Raw genomic sequence first — 12,475 nt, forward strand, 5'->3', positions numbered from 1 at the left:
CGGTCAGTCTATGTAAACCTGTTGTGTCGGTGTTCGGTAGCGATGCACACTCGGGTCGTGAATCCAACGACCGAGCCGAAAGACTGAAACCTGACTAAATGTATAGTCAGGTATGGCCCAATCACTTTCAAAGAAGCGTCCGTGGCTCGCCGCGCTCCTCGCCGTTTTCGCCACGGGGGCGGGTCACCTGTATCTCCGACGGTGGCTACGGGCGCTCGGCTGGCTCGGGGTCGCGGGGCTCACCAGCTACCTGTTCGTGCCGGCGTCGGCGCTCGAAGCGTTCGTCTCCGGTGGTCAGGTTGTCTGGCTCGATCTCCTCCCGCTGCTCGTGGTGACGACCCTCAGCGCGCTCGACGCATACCAGCTCGCGGTCGTCAACAACTACTTCCACCGCGTTCGTACCCACGATGGAGCCGGCCCGACGGCGTGTCCATCGTGTGGTCGGCCAGTGGATGACGACGACCTCGACTTCTGCCAGTGGTGTGCAACCCCGCTCGGCAGCGAGGGGTCGTGAAAACGATAGCCTTTTGTTTCTGATTGAATATTCAGTCTATATGAGCAGTGACGCGGACGATCGAACCGGCACGCAGGCAGCGATCATGGAGGCCACCTACCGGGCGCTCTGTGACCACGGCTACGCCGACCTCACGATCCAGGCGATCGCGGACGAGTTCGAAAAGAGCAAATCGCTGCTGTACTACCACTACGACACCAAAGACGAGATCCTCGTCGAGTTCCTGTCGTACATGCTCGATCAGTTCACCGTCGAGGACGCGATCGATACGACCGACAGTCCCGACGACCAGCTGCGGTCGCTGATCGACAACTTCCTGCCGGCATCGCCCGACGCGGAACAGCGCGAGTTCCAGATCGCGCTGCTCGAACTGCGTTCCCAGGCGCTCTCGAACGAGGCCTACCGCGAGCAGTTCACTCGCGCCGATCGTCTCATCAAGGACACGCTCGCGGACGTTCTCACGGCCGGCATCGACGACGGCACCTTCCGGGAGGTCGACGTCGAGCCGACGGTATCGCTACTCGCCTCGACGATCGACGGTGCGATGTTGCGGCGTGCGACCATCGCCGGCAACAGTACGGCCGCGACCCGCGAGGCGCTGACACAGTTCATCGAAACAGAAATCCTCACTGGTGAGTAGCCAACAGCCGCCGCGCAGTCATCGGCGGCCGTCGCTAAGGCCGGAGTGGCGGTTTCGCTGCGCGACGCTTACGGCCGTTGCCAGCGCCCGGCACGCCACTCCCAAAGGAGTTCGAGGCCGATCCATCCGAGTCCCCAGACGAGGACGACCGTCGCCACGATCGCCGTCGTGGCGAGAATCCCCAGCGACCACGTGAGCGACACCAGCAGCGGGTAGAGCAGCGCCCCGAGGACGACCGCGATGACGAGACTTCCGACCGCACACGCGTAGTGTTCGAACGGTCGAACGCCCTCCACGCCCTCCATCCCCTCCACCCCGTCCTGTCCACTCCCGGAAATGGACGACTGCTCTTTCTCGCTCGTTCCATGAGGTGTGTACACATCCAACACCAATTTGGAGCTATGTTGTCGATGGTTGTTAACGGTTCCGTCGGTGGGCGGTAGGACGGCTGGTTACCGAGTGGCCGTGAACACGAAAATACGAAAATGAAACCGACGTTAGATTCATGTATTCGTGGTGTGTAACAGCAGGCGTGAGGGAGTAATATGGTTGCAATCCGGACGAACGAACTGACGAAATACTACGGCGAGACCCTTGGTATCGAAGATCTCACCCTCGACGTGCGGGAGGGCGAAGTGTTCGGATTTCTGGGTCCCAACGGCGCGGGCAAGTCGACCACCATCCGGACGCTGATGGGGTTTCAATCGCCGAGCGGCGGGAGCGCCACCGTGTTGGGCCACGACGTCACCGACCGGAGCGCGATGATCGAGGCCAAACAGTCGATCGGCTACATCCCGGCCGAGATGGGGTTCGACGAGAGCGTCACCGGGCGGCGATTCCTCCGGTACCAGGCGTCGCTCAAGGGCGATACGCGGAGCGAGGAGTTACTGGAGCTGTTCGATCCGCCGATGGACCGCGAGATCGGCGAGTATTCGACTGGGAACAAGCGCAAGCTCGCGGTCGTGCTCGCGTTCATGCACGACCCGGATCTCGTCATCATGGACGAACCGACTTCAGGACTCGATCCGCTGATGCAGGAGCGCTTCTACGAGTTCATCCGCGAGGAGCAAGAGCAGGGCGTGACCTTCTTTTTCTCCTCGCACATCCTGAGCGAGGTCCAGAAGATCTGTGACCGCGTGGGCGTCATCCGAAACGGCCAGCTCGTCGAACTCGAAGACGTCGAGACGCTGCTCGACAGGACGGGAAAACGCGTCTCGGCGCACGTCGCCGGCACCATCGAACCCGGAGCCTTCGACATCGACGGCGCACACGACGTCACGATCAGCGGTGACGAGGAGTCCTCCCGTCCCACAGCGGCCGACGGGGGTGAGCGCGATCCTCGTCGGAGCGCGGAGCGATCCGACGGCGATGGCAACCGAACGAACGGAGCGCCCGCGGACGCCGAACAGGAACCGGGCGAGGACGACGCGGGCGAGGGTTCCGCTGCGGGCGGACGCGAGGGGACGACGGTGAGCTTCACGTACACGGGCGATTACAACGCCCTGCTCGAACACCTCGTCGAGTACGACATCCTCGACCTCGACGTCGCGGACGCCCCGCTGGAGGACGTGTTCATGCGCTTTTACGGCGACGTCGACCCGGACGAGGAGTCGAGCACCGTCGGCCGATCGGATCGGCGTGGTGAGGCGGATGTTTGAGGTCGCGCGCTACGAGGGCGAACGCCGCCTCGTGCTCGGGGCCACCATCGCGGTCGCGGCGAGTTTCTACGGTGCGATGTTCGTCGCCCTCTCGCCGTCGTTCACCGACTTCGACCTCGAAGCCATCTTCTCGAACCTCCCCCAACAGTTCACCGAAGGACTCGGTCTCGCGGCGATCGATACCCTACCGGGGCTGCTCGCAGTCGAACTCTTCCAGGTCGGCTGGGTGCTCGTGCTCGGGCTCTACCTCGCGTACAGCGCGGCCTCGATGGTCGCTGGCGATATCGAGACGGGCCGGATGGATACGCTGCTTTCCGCGCCGGTCTCCCGATCGAAACTCGTCGTCGAGGAGTTTTCCTCCCTGCTGGTGCCGATCCTCGCGGTCAACGTGATCACCCCGATCGTGCTCTATGCTGGGTCGGTGATCATCGACACGCCGCTCGACGTCGCGAACCTCCTCGCGCTCCACGCGCTGGCGGTTCCCTATCTGCTGTGCTGTTCGGCGGTCGGGTTCGCGGCGTCGGTGTTCCTCAGCGACCAGGGCCGTGCCCAGATCACCTCGATCGGGGTGCTGGTCGTGGCGTTTCTCGTCGAGACGCTGCTCATCGGCACCGATTACGAGGTGCTGGGTGTGATCGCGCCGATGAACTACTTCGACCCCACCGAGATCCTCGTCAACGGGAACTACGACCTCGCGGGCGGAGCCATCCTGCTCGCTGCGGCCGCAGTGCTGGTCTTTGCGAGTCAGTGGCGCTTTACGAGGATGGATATCCAATGACCCTCGACATCCTGCGATACGAAGGGGGCCACCGGATCAAGAGTGCGATCGGACTTAGCGCCGCATTCGCGCTGATGGCGTTGGCGTTCGTGGCGTTCACGCCGTTGATCACGACCGACGTCGCGGCCAGCGCTCAGTTCGAGCAGGTCATGACGGACCTGCCACAGCCGTTCATCGAGGCGTTCGGTTTGGAGAGTCTGTCGAGCCTCGAAGGTCTGCTCGCCGGCGAGTTCTACACCCTTTTCTGGGCCGTGTTCTTCGGTCTCTATCTCGCGTACACCGCGGCGGGGTCGATCCGGGGCGACATCGACACCGACCGGATGGACGTGCTGCTCGCGAACCCGGTCTCGCGGGGCAGCGTGCTCGTCGAGAAGTTCCTCTCGCTGCTCGTGCCGATCCTCGTCGCTAGCGTCGTCACGCCGGCGGTGATCTACGCCGGGACGCTGTTCATCGACGCGTCGATCGCGGTCGAGGAGCTTCTGATGATTCACGTGCTCTCGATTCCCTACCTCCTGTGCTGTGGGGCCATCGGCCTCGTCCTCTCCGTCCTGCTCGACAGCAAGGACACCGCCCAGAACGCCGCCATCGGGCTGCTCTTCTCGCTGTATCTGCTCGAATCGTTCATCGTGGCGACCGACTTCGGCTGGGTGGCGAACATCGCGCCGATGAACTACTTCGACGCGAACGAGATCCTCGTCGAGGGGAGCTACGACTTCGTGAGCGCGGGCATCCTGCTCGCCGCCACGGTCGTACTGATAGCCGTGAGTCAAGTACGCTTCGCGAGGATGGACATCCAGTGATCCGATCGTCTCGCTCGGCAGCGAAACCGAACCACCGCACGCCCCACTCACAAATGGCTGACAGATGAAGGGATTCAGCGACGAAAAACGGGATCTCCTCAGAGAAGAACTCCTCGATGCGGGCCGGACGCAGTTCGCGCGCTACGGGATCGACAAGACCACGATCGCCGATCTCACAGGAGAGGTCGACATCGCGCCGAGCACGTTCTATCAGTTCTTCGACTCGAAGGACGAGCTCTACCTCGCGGTCCTCGACCGCGAGACCGAGCGGTTCTACGGGCGCGCCGTCACGCCGTTGGAGGAGACGGACGATCCCGAGCGCGCTATTCAGGAGTTCCTCCGGATCACGTTCGAGGAGCTGGAGACGAACCCGCTCGTCGAACAGCTGTTCACCGGCGACGACTACGAGCGGCTGACGCGCCTCTACTCCGACGAGGAACTGGCCGAACAGATCGACCGCGAACTCGGCTACCTCCTGCCGTACGTCGAAGCGTGGCAGGCCGAGGGGACGATTCGAGATGGCGATCCCGAAGCGATCGCCGGCACCATCGAGGCGGCGGTGACCCTCGCGCCGTACCGCGAGGAGATCGGCGAGGACCGCTACCCCGCGATCCGCGACACGATGATCGAGACGATCGCTGCCGGACTCACCGATACTATGGGCCGGGAAGACGACCCACACGACCGAACGCACGACTGAGCCATCGGCGATGTCGTGGCGACGACGTCACATCGCCGAACGGGCCGGCGGTCGGTACTCCGCGAACACCTCGACGAGCACCTTGAGCAGGCCGAGGACGACCGGTCCGAAGAACAGTCCCATGAAGCCGAACACCGCGAGGCCGCCGAAGAGGCCAACGACGAACAGGCCGGGGTTGAGCCGCGCCTCGCGCCCGCCGATCATCGGCCGGAGGTAGTTGTCCGAGAGACTCACGACCAGCGCGCCGTAGACGAACAGCGCCACCGCGATCACCGGGCGGTCGACGAGCACGAGATAGCCGGCAGCGGGGAGCCAGACGACCGACGCGCCGATGATCGGCAACAGCGCCAGCACGGTGGTCGTGATCGTCCAGAAGATCGCGTTCGGCACGCCGAGGACGGCGAACCCGATCCCGAGGAGCACGCCCTGGACGACGGCGACGAGGATGTTGCCGAACACGACCGCCCACATCAGCCGATCGCTCCGCTCGTAGAGCCGGTCGATCGTCGTCTCTCTGACCGGCGAGACGGCCCGGAGCCACGCCGCGAGTGCCGGGCCGTCCGCGAGCAGGTAGTAGAGCACGAACAGGAGGACAGTGATGCCGATCGCGATGTTCGAGAGACTGCCGATGACGCTCACGACGTTGCCGAGCACCTGGCTGACATTACCGAGAAGCGCTGTTGCGCCGTCCCCGCCGGAACCGCCGAGCAGCGCGGATGGATCGAGGTTCCACTCCGTCAGGATCCGATCGATGTTCATCGGGATGCCGGTCTGCTCGCTCAAGCGGCTCTCGATCGCCCCGACGCTGAACTCGCCGCGCTCGATCGCAACGAGAATCGTGGACGCCTGTCGGACGCCGACACCGACGAGCACCCCGAGCGGAACGATCACGGCGAGAAACGATCCGACGATGAGTAGTCCTGCCGACCCCCGACTCCCGACGTACTCCCGGAGGCGACATTGGAGCGGGTAGAGCAGGTAGGCGAGCAGGATCGCGAGCAGCAGATACTGCTCGTAGGGCAGCACCATGAGGACGGCGACCGCGCCGAAGAGGGCGATCGCGGCGAGGAGCAGACTTCGTTCGATGGACATATCCCTGCGAACGCGTGGCGCACTCATAAGCGCCGGTGCCGCTTCACCCGTGATCCGAGCCGCCCCGGCGCGATCGTCGGATTCGTCTCACCCGCAACTGCATGGCGACGGATCGACTCTCTGACGCCGGGGCCGCGGTCTACACCGGAGCGATCCTCACCCGACGGCCGGTCGTCGCGTCGCAGCCCCGTCCGTTGACTCGACGACGAGCCGACCGTCGCTGTGCACCGTGACGGTCGATCCGGCGAGCGTGAACCGAATCACCCCGTACGACCGGGGCTCTTCGTCCGTGGTTCCACCGAAGAGTCGTTCGACGGTTCGTGAGTGATCCTCGCCGTAGTCGGCGGCGACGGCTGTCGTGTTCGTGCCGGTCGCCGTCGCGACCGCCTCGACGATGGACTCGCGAAGCGAGCCCGCTTCGTCCCAGTAGTGACGGCCGATATACTGTCCGTTCCATCGTGTTTCGGTCGCTTTAGCCTCGTGGTTGCTCATTCGTGTACTCCGCCGAGCGCCATATGGGATCGCCGCTCGACATTCTGACTAACCATTCATTCAATATCAATCTTCTGCCTCCTTCAGTCGAAGGAGTTGCCGGGATTCGGCCATTGTAGTGCCCACACGGCGATCGAACCGTCGACGAGCGGGATCGACGAGTCGTCGACGGTATCGTTCCGGTGGCTCTCCACAGATCGCTCTTCCGATCACGTGCCGTAGAATGGGCCGACGGGGGAAGGCTGCTAACCAGGTCAAAACCGTGCGGTGATGCCACGCAACGGTTGGTTTGTACTCCCCCGATGGTGGGATGAAGCGGCATCGCACCCCGGCCCTGACTAAACGTTTCGTCAGCATAAGTCTTGTGCCGTCGTTCGTCCTTGTATCGGGGCTATCGCTGTCGATCGGGTCGTGACGCCCGTACACTCGATGCTCCCTTCGATTCGGTGGCGCAGGCAACACGCCTATGTGAATCGCCGTGGGAGATTGGTTCGGACGCGACGTTCACGGGGCGGTTGCCGTGCCACGGAGGATCGGCGAACCGCCGGACGACGGAGATTTCGAGCCATGTCAGGAGACAACCGCGAACTCGCCATCGTTGGACTGGGCAAGATCGGGGGCAACCTCGCGCGCCAGGCTATCGGAAAAGACATCCGAGTTGTCGGGTTCGACACGGCCGATCGGCCCGACCTCGACGATACGGGGGTCGAGGTCCACGATGCCGGCGAGTACGACACGCTGGTCGAGGAGCTCGACCCACCACGCGTGATCTACCTCTCGCTGCCCGCCGGTGGCCTGATCGACGACGAACTCGATGCTCTACTCGATCATCTCGACGAGGGCGACGTCGTGATGGACGGCGGCAACTCCTTCTGGCGCGACTCGATGCGCCGCGAGGAGCGCGCATGGGAGGAGGGTGTCTACTACCTCGATACAGGGACCAGCGGCGGACCACCGCGTGCGAGCGAGGGGGCCTGTTTCATGGTCGGCGGAAAGGAAGAAGGATTCGAGATCGCCGAGCCCTATCTCGACACGCTGTCGGTCGACGGCGGTCTCCTGCACGTGGGACCGCCAGGGAGTGGACACTTCGTGAAGCTCGTCCACAACGGGATCGAGTTCGGGATGCTCCAGTCGATCGCGGAGGGGGTCGAACTCCTCGAAGCCGGTGACTTCGACGTCGACATGGCCGACGTGTTCCACAACTGGTCGAACGGCGCGGTCATCGAGAGCTGGCTGGTCGAACTCATGGAGAAGGGCCTCCGCCACGAGGACCAGCAATCGGACGCCCCCGAGTTCGAGGAGATCCCCCACTACATCGAGGACACTGGGGAAGTCAACTGGCTGGTTCAGGAGGCGTTCAAGGGCGAGACGCCGATCCCGGTCATCAGCCAGTCGGTGATGGAGCTGTTCAAATCACGGGGCAACCAGCGCCACGCCCCGCGGGCAGTCGCGCTGATGCGACACGGGTTCGGCGAACACCCCTTCGGCGAGGACGAACACATCAGGGAGGAACGGTTCACCGGTCGGGTCCGAAACGACGTCCGCCACGAACTCCGTGACGAGGAGGAGATGGACCCGCTCCGGCCGGTCGATCGATCCGACGACGGATAAGCGGAGATACGAACGATGGCAAAAGAGTTCACCTACACGGCCGACGACGAGCAGATCCGTGAATGGGCGGAAACCGAAGACGAGGCGATCGAGCAGGCCCGCGCGGCGCTCGACGACCACGGGCTCGACCTCGACGACGCAGCGATCCGCGAGCATATCGAAGTGGTCCCGTCGCCGAACCGGATCAAGAGCGGCGCAGAGGGCGTTTTCGACGAGCGCCGACGACGGGCGGGCGAGCGCGCAGCGCAAGAACTCATCGAGGACGGGATGGACGTCGGGCTCGGGACCGGGAGCACGACGGCGTGGACGGTCGCCGAGATCGGTCGGCTGCTCCGCGAGGGAGAGTTGGAGGACGTCCGCGGCGTGGCGACCTCGCTTCAGTCCCACGAGCTCGCGAAGGAGGCCGCGATCCCGCTCGTCACGCTCGACGCAGTCACCGAGCTCGACATCACGGTCGACGGCGCGGACCAGTACTCGGAGAACGAGCCTACCGTCATCAAGGGCGGCGGCGGCGCACACGCCCGCGAGAAGGTGATCGACGCGATGGCCGACGAGCTGGTCATCACCACTGACGAGGAGAAGGCGACCGACCCGCTCGACTACCCCGTTCCTGTGGAAGTGATGCCCGACGCCCGCGAGGTCGTCGCCGAGTGGGTGCGCGAGGCCGGCGGCGAGCCCGACCTTCGGATGGCCGAACGCAAGGACGGGCCGGTGTTCACCGCGAACGGCAACCTCGTGCTCGACTGTGACTTTGGCGGGCTCGACGATGCGGCGGGCACGGCGCAGGAACTCGACGCGATCCCCGGCGTCCTCGACCACGGCATCTTCCTTGACATGGTCGATGCGGTCTATCTTGGGACCGGGGACGATGTCGACACGATCACGTTTTGAGGACGGCCGATTCCGGTCTACGTCGTTTCAGACCTCGATAACGGTATTTTCGAGCTGTCCGACGTTCTCGATTCCGATCGCAACCTGATCATCCGCTTCGAGCGTGAACTCCTCGGGCACCAGCGAGGTCCCGGTGAGAACCACCGCGAGCTCGGGCAGCGGATTGTGGCGAGTCGTGTACGAGACGAGCTCCTCGGGCGAGCGCACCATCCGTGAAGTCGACGTGCTGTCGTCGAACAGCGTCTCGCCGTCGCGCTCGATCGTCATCGAGAGCTCCAGATCCCGAGGATCGCCGACGGTTTCGGGCGACGCGATGCAGGGGCCGATGGCACAGCACCGGTCGTAGACTTTGGCCTGGGGGAGGTACAGCGGGTTCTCGCCCTCGATCGACCGACTGCTCATGTCGTTGCCGACGGTGTAGCCCACGATCTCGTCGCGGTAGACCACGACGCCGAGTTCGGGTTCGGGCACGTCCCACTCGGAGTCCTCGCGGATCCCGACACCCTCGCCAGGGCCCACAGTCCGTGAGGGAGTGGCTTTGAAGAAGACCTCCGGGCGGTCGCCTTCGAAGACGCCCTGGTAGATCTCGCCGCGGCCGCTCTCCTCTTCGCGGGCGTCGCTGCTTACCTCGTAGGTGACGCCGGCGGCCCAGACTTCGCCCGGGATCGCCGGCAGGGTCGCCCGCTCGGCCACCGATTCGGCGTCGAGCAGCGGCGCGTCGGCGGTCAGGCGCTCGGTCACGCCGTCGACGTCGGTGTCGACGACGTCCGCGACCTGAGCGAGGTCGCAAAAGTCGCGGAGTCCGTCGCGCGCCCCGGTGAGGTCGTAGGCCTTCTCGTCGTCGCGGGCGACGAGCTTCGTGCCTTGGTCGGTCGCCACGCGGTAGTAGCGCATGCCGGCGGTACGACCTCCCCGCACAAAGCCGTCAGGGTGATCGACGCACGAACACCGTGAGCCTGAGATAGCAGGCCGAAAGAAGGGTATGTCTCGCGTCCGTTGCTCCAGCGATGGCAGACACCTACGAGAACTACGTTGACGGGGAGTGGCGCGCCTCCGAAACCGGCGAGACGTTCGCGGTCGAAAACCCCGCGAACACCGACGAGACGGTGGCGGAGTGTCAGGATTCGAGCAGCGCCGACGCCCGTGGTGCCATCGAGGCTGCCGCAGCCGCCCGGGACGCGTGGGCGGAGACCCCGGGACCCGCTCGCGGCAAACTCCTGCGCGAGACAGCCAAGCGGATGGACGACCGACGCGAGGAACTCACCGAGACGCTCGCGCGCGAGGAGGGCAAGGCGCTCGGCGAGGCCGGCGGCGAGGTCGGCCGCGCGATCAACATCTTCTACTACTACGCCGAGAAGGCCATGGACTACGCCGGCGAGGCCAGCAATCCGAGCGCCACCGGACAGAACCTCTACACCGTCCGCGAGCCGATGGGCGTCGCGGGCCTGATCGTCCCGTGGAACTACCCCATCGCAATCCCCTCGTGGAAGATGGCTCCCGCGCTCGCGACGGGCAACACCGTGGTCTGTAAGCTCTCACAGGACGCGCCGACGGTCTTTCTGAAGGTCACCGAATGTCTCGCCGAGGCCGCCGACGCCGTGGATGCCCCCGATGGTGTCGTGAACGTCCTGACCGGTGGCGGCGAGGAGGTCGGCCAGCCGATCGTCGAACACGACGAGGTCGACGCCGTCTCCTTCACGGGGAGTCGCTCGGTCGGCGATATGATCTACGAGCAGGCTACTGACGCCCACAAGCGCGTCCAGACCGAGCTCGGCTCGAAAAACCCCACCGTCGTGACCGAGAGCGCCGACGTCGAGGAGGCCGCACAAATCGTTGGCGGCGGTGCGTTCGGCGTCACAGGACAAGCCTGCACCGCGACCGAGCGGGTGATCGTCCACGAGTCGGTCCACGACGAGTTCGTCGACGCGCTCGTCGACTATGCGAAATCGATCGAGATCGGGGCCGCCCTCGACGGGGCGGACATGGGCCCCCAGGCGAACGAGGGCGAAATCGAGGGCACCCTCGACGACGTCGAGACCGCCAAAGACGAAGGCGCGACCGTCGAGTACGGCGGCGGCCAACCCGACGGCGACGAGTACGAGAACGGCTACTTCGTCGAGCCGACGATCCTCACCGGCTTGGACTCCGATGCGACCGTAATGCAGGAGGAGGTGTTCGGCCCCTTCGTGGGGATCATGACCGTGAGCGATTTCGAGGAAGCGATCGACCTCGCCAACGATGTCGAGTTCGGACTGGCGGCCGGGATCGTCACCGACGACCACACTCAGGCCAACCGCTTCGTCGACGAGGTCGACTTCGGCGTCGTGAAGGTCAACGAAGCCACCACCGGCCTCGAACTCCACGTTCCCTTCGGCGGCATGAACGCCTCTTCCAGCGAGACCTACCGCGAACAGGGCGAGGAGGGGATGGACTACTTCACCATCATCAAAACTGTCTACGATAACTACTAGACACCCACCTTTTTACTTTGTTACGAGACGGCTCCGCCGTCTCGGCATGACGAAAGACGCCTCCGGCGTCTTTCGAACCACGTCGGGTCTCCTCGCTCGTCGGCTTCGCCGACTCGCTGCGGGGACCACTCCTCGTAAAAATCTGGACCAAAAACTGCCGCTCGTTCGCCCCGCTCACTCGCGGTACAGTTGCTACCCCTTTCCGCAACCGCACAGCACCGTCCGAGCCCTCGGCCCGCGAAGCGGGCCTCGCCCTCGATCCACCGAGGACCGCAACTGCACCGCACAGCACCGCCGAAGCCCTCGCCGCGCGCTCCCTTCGTTCCCGTGAGCGAAGCGAACGGGAGCTCGGAGCACGCGAAGCGTGCTCCGGTGTTCGCTGCTCACTCGGCCTGCGGCCTCGTTCGCGCGCCTCGCCCTTCATCCGCCAGGCCCGCAGACCGCACCGCCACCGCACGCGGCAGTCGTCGCCGAGAGCGGCGGTTCTGCCCGATCCGACTCCCGAGCGGAGAACCGGCACGACACGGACCACGACGTACAGTCCCGTGGTCGCGATCGCTGTCTGTACGAAGGCGGCGACGAGTGTCGGAACACTGGTCCCGAACCTGAAAAGACCGAACGGTAGCGCGACGAGGGTTCCGAGAGCGACCCACACGAGGACGGGCACTGCGACCACGGTACTCTCGTCGAGAAGCTCGCGGAGATCACCCGACAAGCGGAGCGGACGAGTTTCGCGGGCGATAGCGATGCCACGGACGACGACGAACACCACCGCGGTGGCGGACCCGACGATTTGAAAGCCGATCGAAAGCGTTCCGAGAAACGATC

13 protein-coding genes are annotated in these 12,475 nt (G+C 64.7%); 9 read left to right on the forward strand and 4 right to left on the reverse strand.

Going from position 1 to position 12,475, the window contains the following annotated elements:
* Positions 1 to 112: 112 nt before the first annotated feature.
* Together PHA81_RS06100 and PHA81_RS06105 are read left to right on the forward strand one after the other, a co-directional pair.
* Complete coding sequence (locus PHA81_RS06100) at positions 113 to 514, forward strand: zinc ribbon domain-containing protein (RefSeq protein WP_005039462.1); 402 nt, start codon at positions 113 to 115, stop codon at positions 512 to 514.
* A gap of 40 nt (positions 515 to 554) precedes the next feature.
* Positions 555 to 1,154, forward strand: coding sequence for a TetR/AcrR family transcriptional regulator (locus PHA81_RS06105; protein WP_005039459.1), 600 nt, complete (start codon positions 555 to 557; stop codon positions 1,152 to 1,154).
* Positions 1,155 to 1,222: 68 nt separating this feature from the next.
* Here the strand turns inward: PHA81_RS06105 and PHA81_RS06110 are convergent, their stop codons facing one another.
* Positions 1,223 to 1,543 (reverse strand): hypothetical protein, encoded by a 321-nt coding sequence (locus tag PHA81_RS06110; protein WP_273835828.1) that lies wholly within the window; start codon positions 1,541 to 1,543, stop codon positions 1,223 to 1,225.
* A gap of 156 nt (positions 1,544 to 1,699) precedes the next feature.
* On the opposite strand from PHA81_RS06110, the gene PHA81_RS06115 reads away from it, so the two are divergent.
* The 4 genes from PHA81_RS06115 to PHA81_RS06130 all read left to right on the forward strand — a co-directional run bounded on the left by PHA81_RS06115 (position 1,700) and on the right by PHA81_RS06130 (position 5,090).
* Positions 1,700 to 2,812, forward strand: coding sequence for an ABC transporter ATP-binding protein (locus PHA81_RS06115; protein ID WP_005039454.1), 1,113 nt, complete (start codon positions 1,700 to 1,702; stop codon positions 2,810 to 2,812).
* Entirely contained in the window at positions 2,805 to 3,590 is a 786-nt protein-coding gene (locus PHA81_RS06120) for an ABC transporter permease subunit (RefSeq protein WP_005039450.1), read from the forward strand. Before PHA81_RS06115 ends, PHA81_RS06120 begins: the two co-directional genes overlap by 8 nt.
* Entirely contained in the window at positions 3,587 to 4,390 is an 804-nt protein-coding gene (locus PHA81_RS06125) for an ABC transporter permease subunit (protein ID WP_273835833.1), read from the forward strand. Before PHA81_RS06120 ends, PHA81_RS06125 begins: the two co-directional genes overlap by 4 nt.
* A 64-nt stretch (positions 4,391 to 4,454) precedes the next feature.
* Positions 4,455 to 5,090 carry a TetR/AcrR family transcriptional regulator gene (locus PHA81_RS06130; RefSeq protein ID WP_005039445.1) on the forward strand — a complete coding sequence of 212 codons (636 nt, stop codon included), beginning with the start codon at positions 4,455 to 4,457 and terminating at the stop codon, positions 5,088 to 5,090.
* A gap of 27 nt (positions 5,091 to 5,117) precedes the next feature.
* Here PHA81_RS06130 and PHA81_RS06135 read toward each other — a convergent pair whose 3' ends face one another.
* Positions 5,118 to 6,182 (reverse strand): AI-2E family transporter, encoded by a 1,065-nt coding sequence (locus PHA81_RS06135; protein ID WP_005039442.1) that lies wholly within the window; start codon positions 6,180 to 6,182, stop codon positions 5,118 to 5,120.
* 156 nt (positions 6,183 to 6,338) lie between these two features.
* Positions 6,339 to 6,674, reverse strand: coding sequence for a HalOD1 output domain-containing protein (locus PHA81_RS06140; RefSeq protein WP_005039440.1), 336 nt, complete (start codon positions 6,672 to 6,674; stop codon positions 6,339 to 6,341).
* Between the two features lie 567 nt (positions 6,675 to 7,241).
* Here PHA81_RS06140 and PHA81_RS06145 point away from each other — a divergent pair.
* Both PHA81_RS06145 and rpiA read left to right on the forward strand, forming a co-directional pair.
* Complete coding sequence (locus tag PHA81_RS06145; protein WP_005039438.1) at positions 7,242 to 8,285, forward strand: NADP-dependent phosphogluconate dehydrogenase; 1,044 nt, start codon at positions 7,242 to 7,244, stop codon at positions 8,283 to 8,285.
* A gap of 15 nt (positions 8,286 to 8,300) precedes the next feature.
* Positions 8,301 to 9,176: a ribose-5-phosphate isomerase RpiA gene (gene rpiA / locus PHA81_RS06150; RefSeq protein ID WP_005039434.1), complete on the forward strand. Its 876-nt coding sequence runs from the start codon at positions 8,301 to 8,303 to the stop codon at positions 9,174 to 9,176.
* 27 nt (positions 9,177 to 9,203) lie between these two features.
* Here rpiA and PHA81_RS06155 read toward each other — a convergent pair whose 3' ends face one another.
* Positions 9,204 to 10,070 carry a fumarylacetoacetate hydrolase family protein gene (locus tag PHA81_RS06155; RefSeq protein WP_005039431.1) on the reverse strand — a complete coding sequence of 289 codons (867 nt, stop codon included), beginning with the start codon at positions 10,068 to 10,070 and terminating at the stop codon, positions 9,204 to 9,206.
* 113 nt (positions 10,071 to 10,183) lie between these two features.
* Between PHA81_RS06155 and PHA81_RS06160 the strand changes: the two genes are divergently transcribed.
* The gene (locus PHA81_RS06160) at positions 10,184 to 11,647 is read left to right on the forward strand and encodes an aldehyde dehydrogenase family protein (RefSeq protein ID WP_005039428.1); all 1,464 of its coding nucleotides are present in this window, start codon (positions 10,184 to 10,186) and stop codon (positions 11,645 to 11,647) included.
* The last annotated feature ends 828 nt before the right edge of the window (positions 11,648 to 12,475 follow it).

Source organism: Halococcus sp. PRR34, assembly GCF_028617175.1.
Classification (GTDB): Archaea; Halobacteriota; Halobacteria; order Halobacteriales; family Halococcaceae; genus Halococcus; species Halococcus salifodinae.

Coding starts and splice junctions, on each gene's coding strand:
- PHA81_RS06100 (WP_005039462.1), top strand. CDS start 113: ATGGCCCAATCACTTTCAAAGAAGCGTCCGTGGCTCGCCGCGCTCCTC.
- PHA81_RS06105 (WP_005039459.1), top strand. CDS start 555: ATGAGCAGTGACGCGGACGATCGAACCGGCACGCAGGCAGCGATCATG.
- PHA81_RS06115 (WP_005039454.1), top strand. CDS start 1,700: ATGGTTGCAATCCGGACGAACGAACTGACGAAATACTACGGCGAGACC.
- PHA81_RS06120 (WP_005039450.1), top strand. CDS start 2,805: ATGTTTGAGGTCGCGCGCTACGAGGGCGAACGCCGCCTCGTGCTCGGG.
- PHA81_RS06125 (WP_273835833.1), top strand. CDS start 3,587: ATGACCCTCGACATCCTGCGATACGAAGGGGGCCACCGGATCAAGAGT.
- PHA81_RS06130 (WP_005039445.1), top strand. CDS start 4,455: ATGAAGGGATTCAGCGACGAAAAACGGGATCTCCTCAGAGAAGAACTC.
- PHA81_RS06135 (WP_005039442.1), bottom strand. CDS start 6,182: ATGTCCATCGAACGAAGTCTGCTCCTCGCCGCGATCGCCCTCTTCGGC.
- PHA81_RS06140 (WP_005039440.1), bottom strand. CDS start 6,674: ATGAGCAACCACGAGGCTAAAGCGACCGAAACACGATGGAACGGACAG.
- PHA81_RS06145 (WP_005039438.1), top strand. CDS start 7,242: ATGTCAGGAGACAACCGCGAACTCGCCATCGTTGGACTGGGCAAGATC.
- rpiA (WP_005039434.1), top strand. CDS start 8,301: ATGGCAAAAGAGTTCACCTACACGGCCGACGACGAGCAGATCCGTGAA.
- PHA81_RS06155 (WP_005039431.1), bottom strand. CDS start 10,070: ATGCGCTACTACCGCGTGGCGACCGACCAAGGCACGAAGCTCGTCGCC.
- PHA81_RS06160 (WP_005039428.1), top strand. CDS start 10,184: ATGGCAGACACCTACGAGAACTACGTTGACGGGGAGTGGCGCGCCTCC.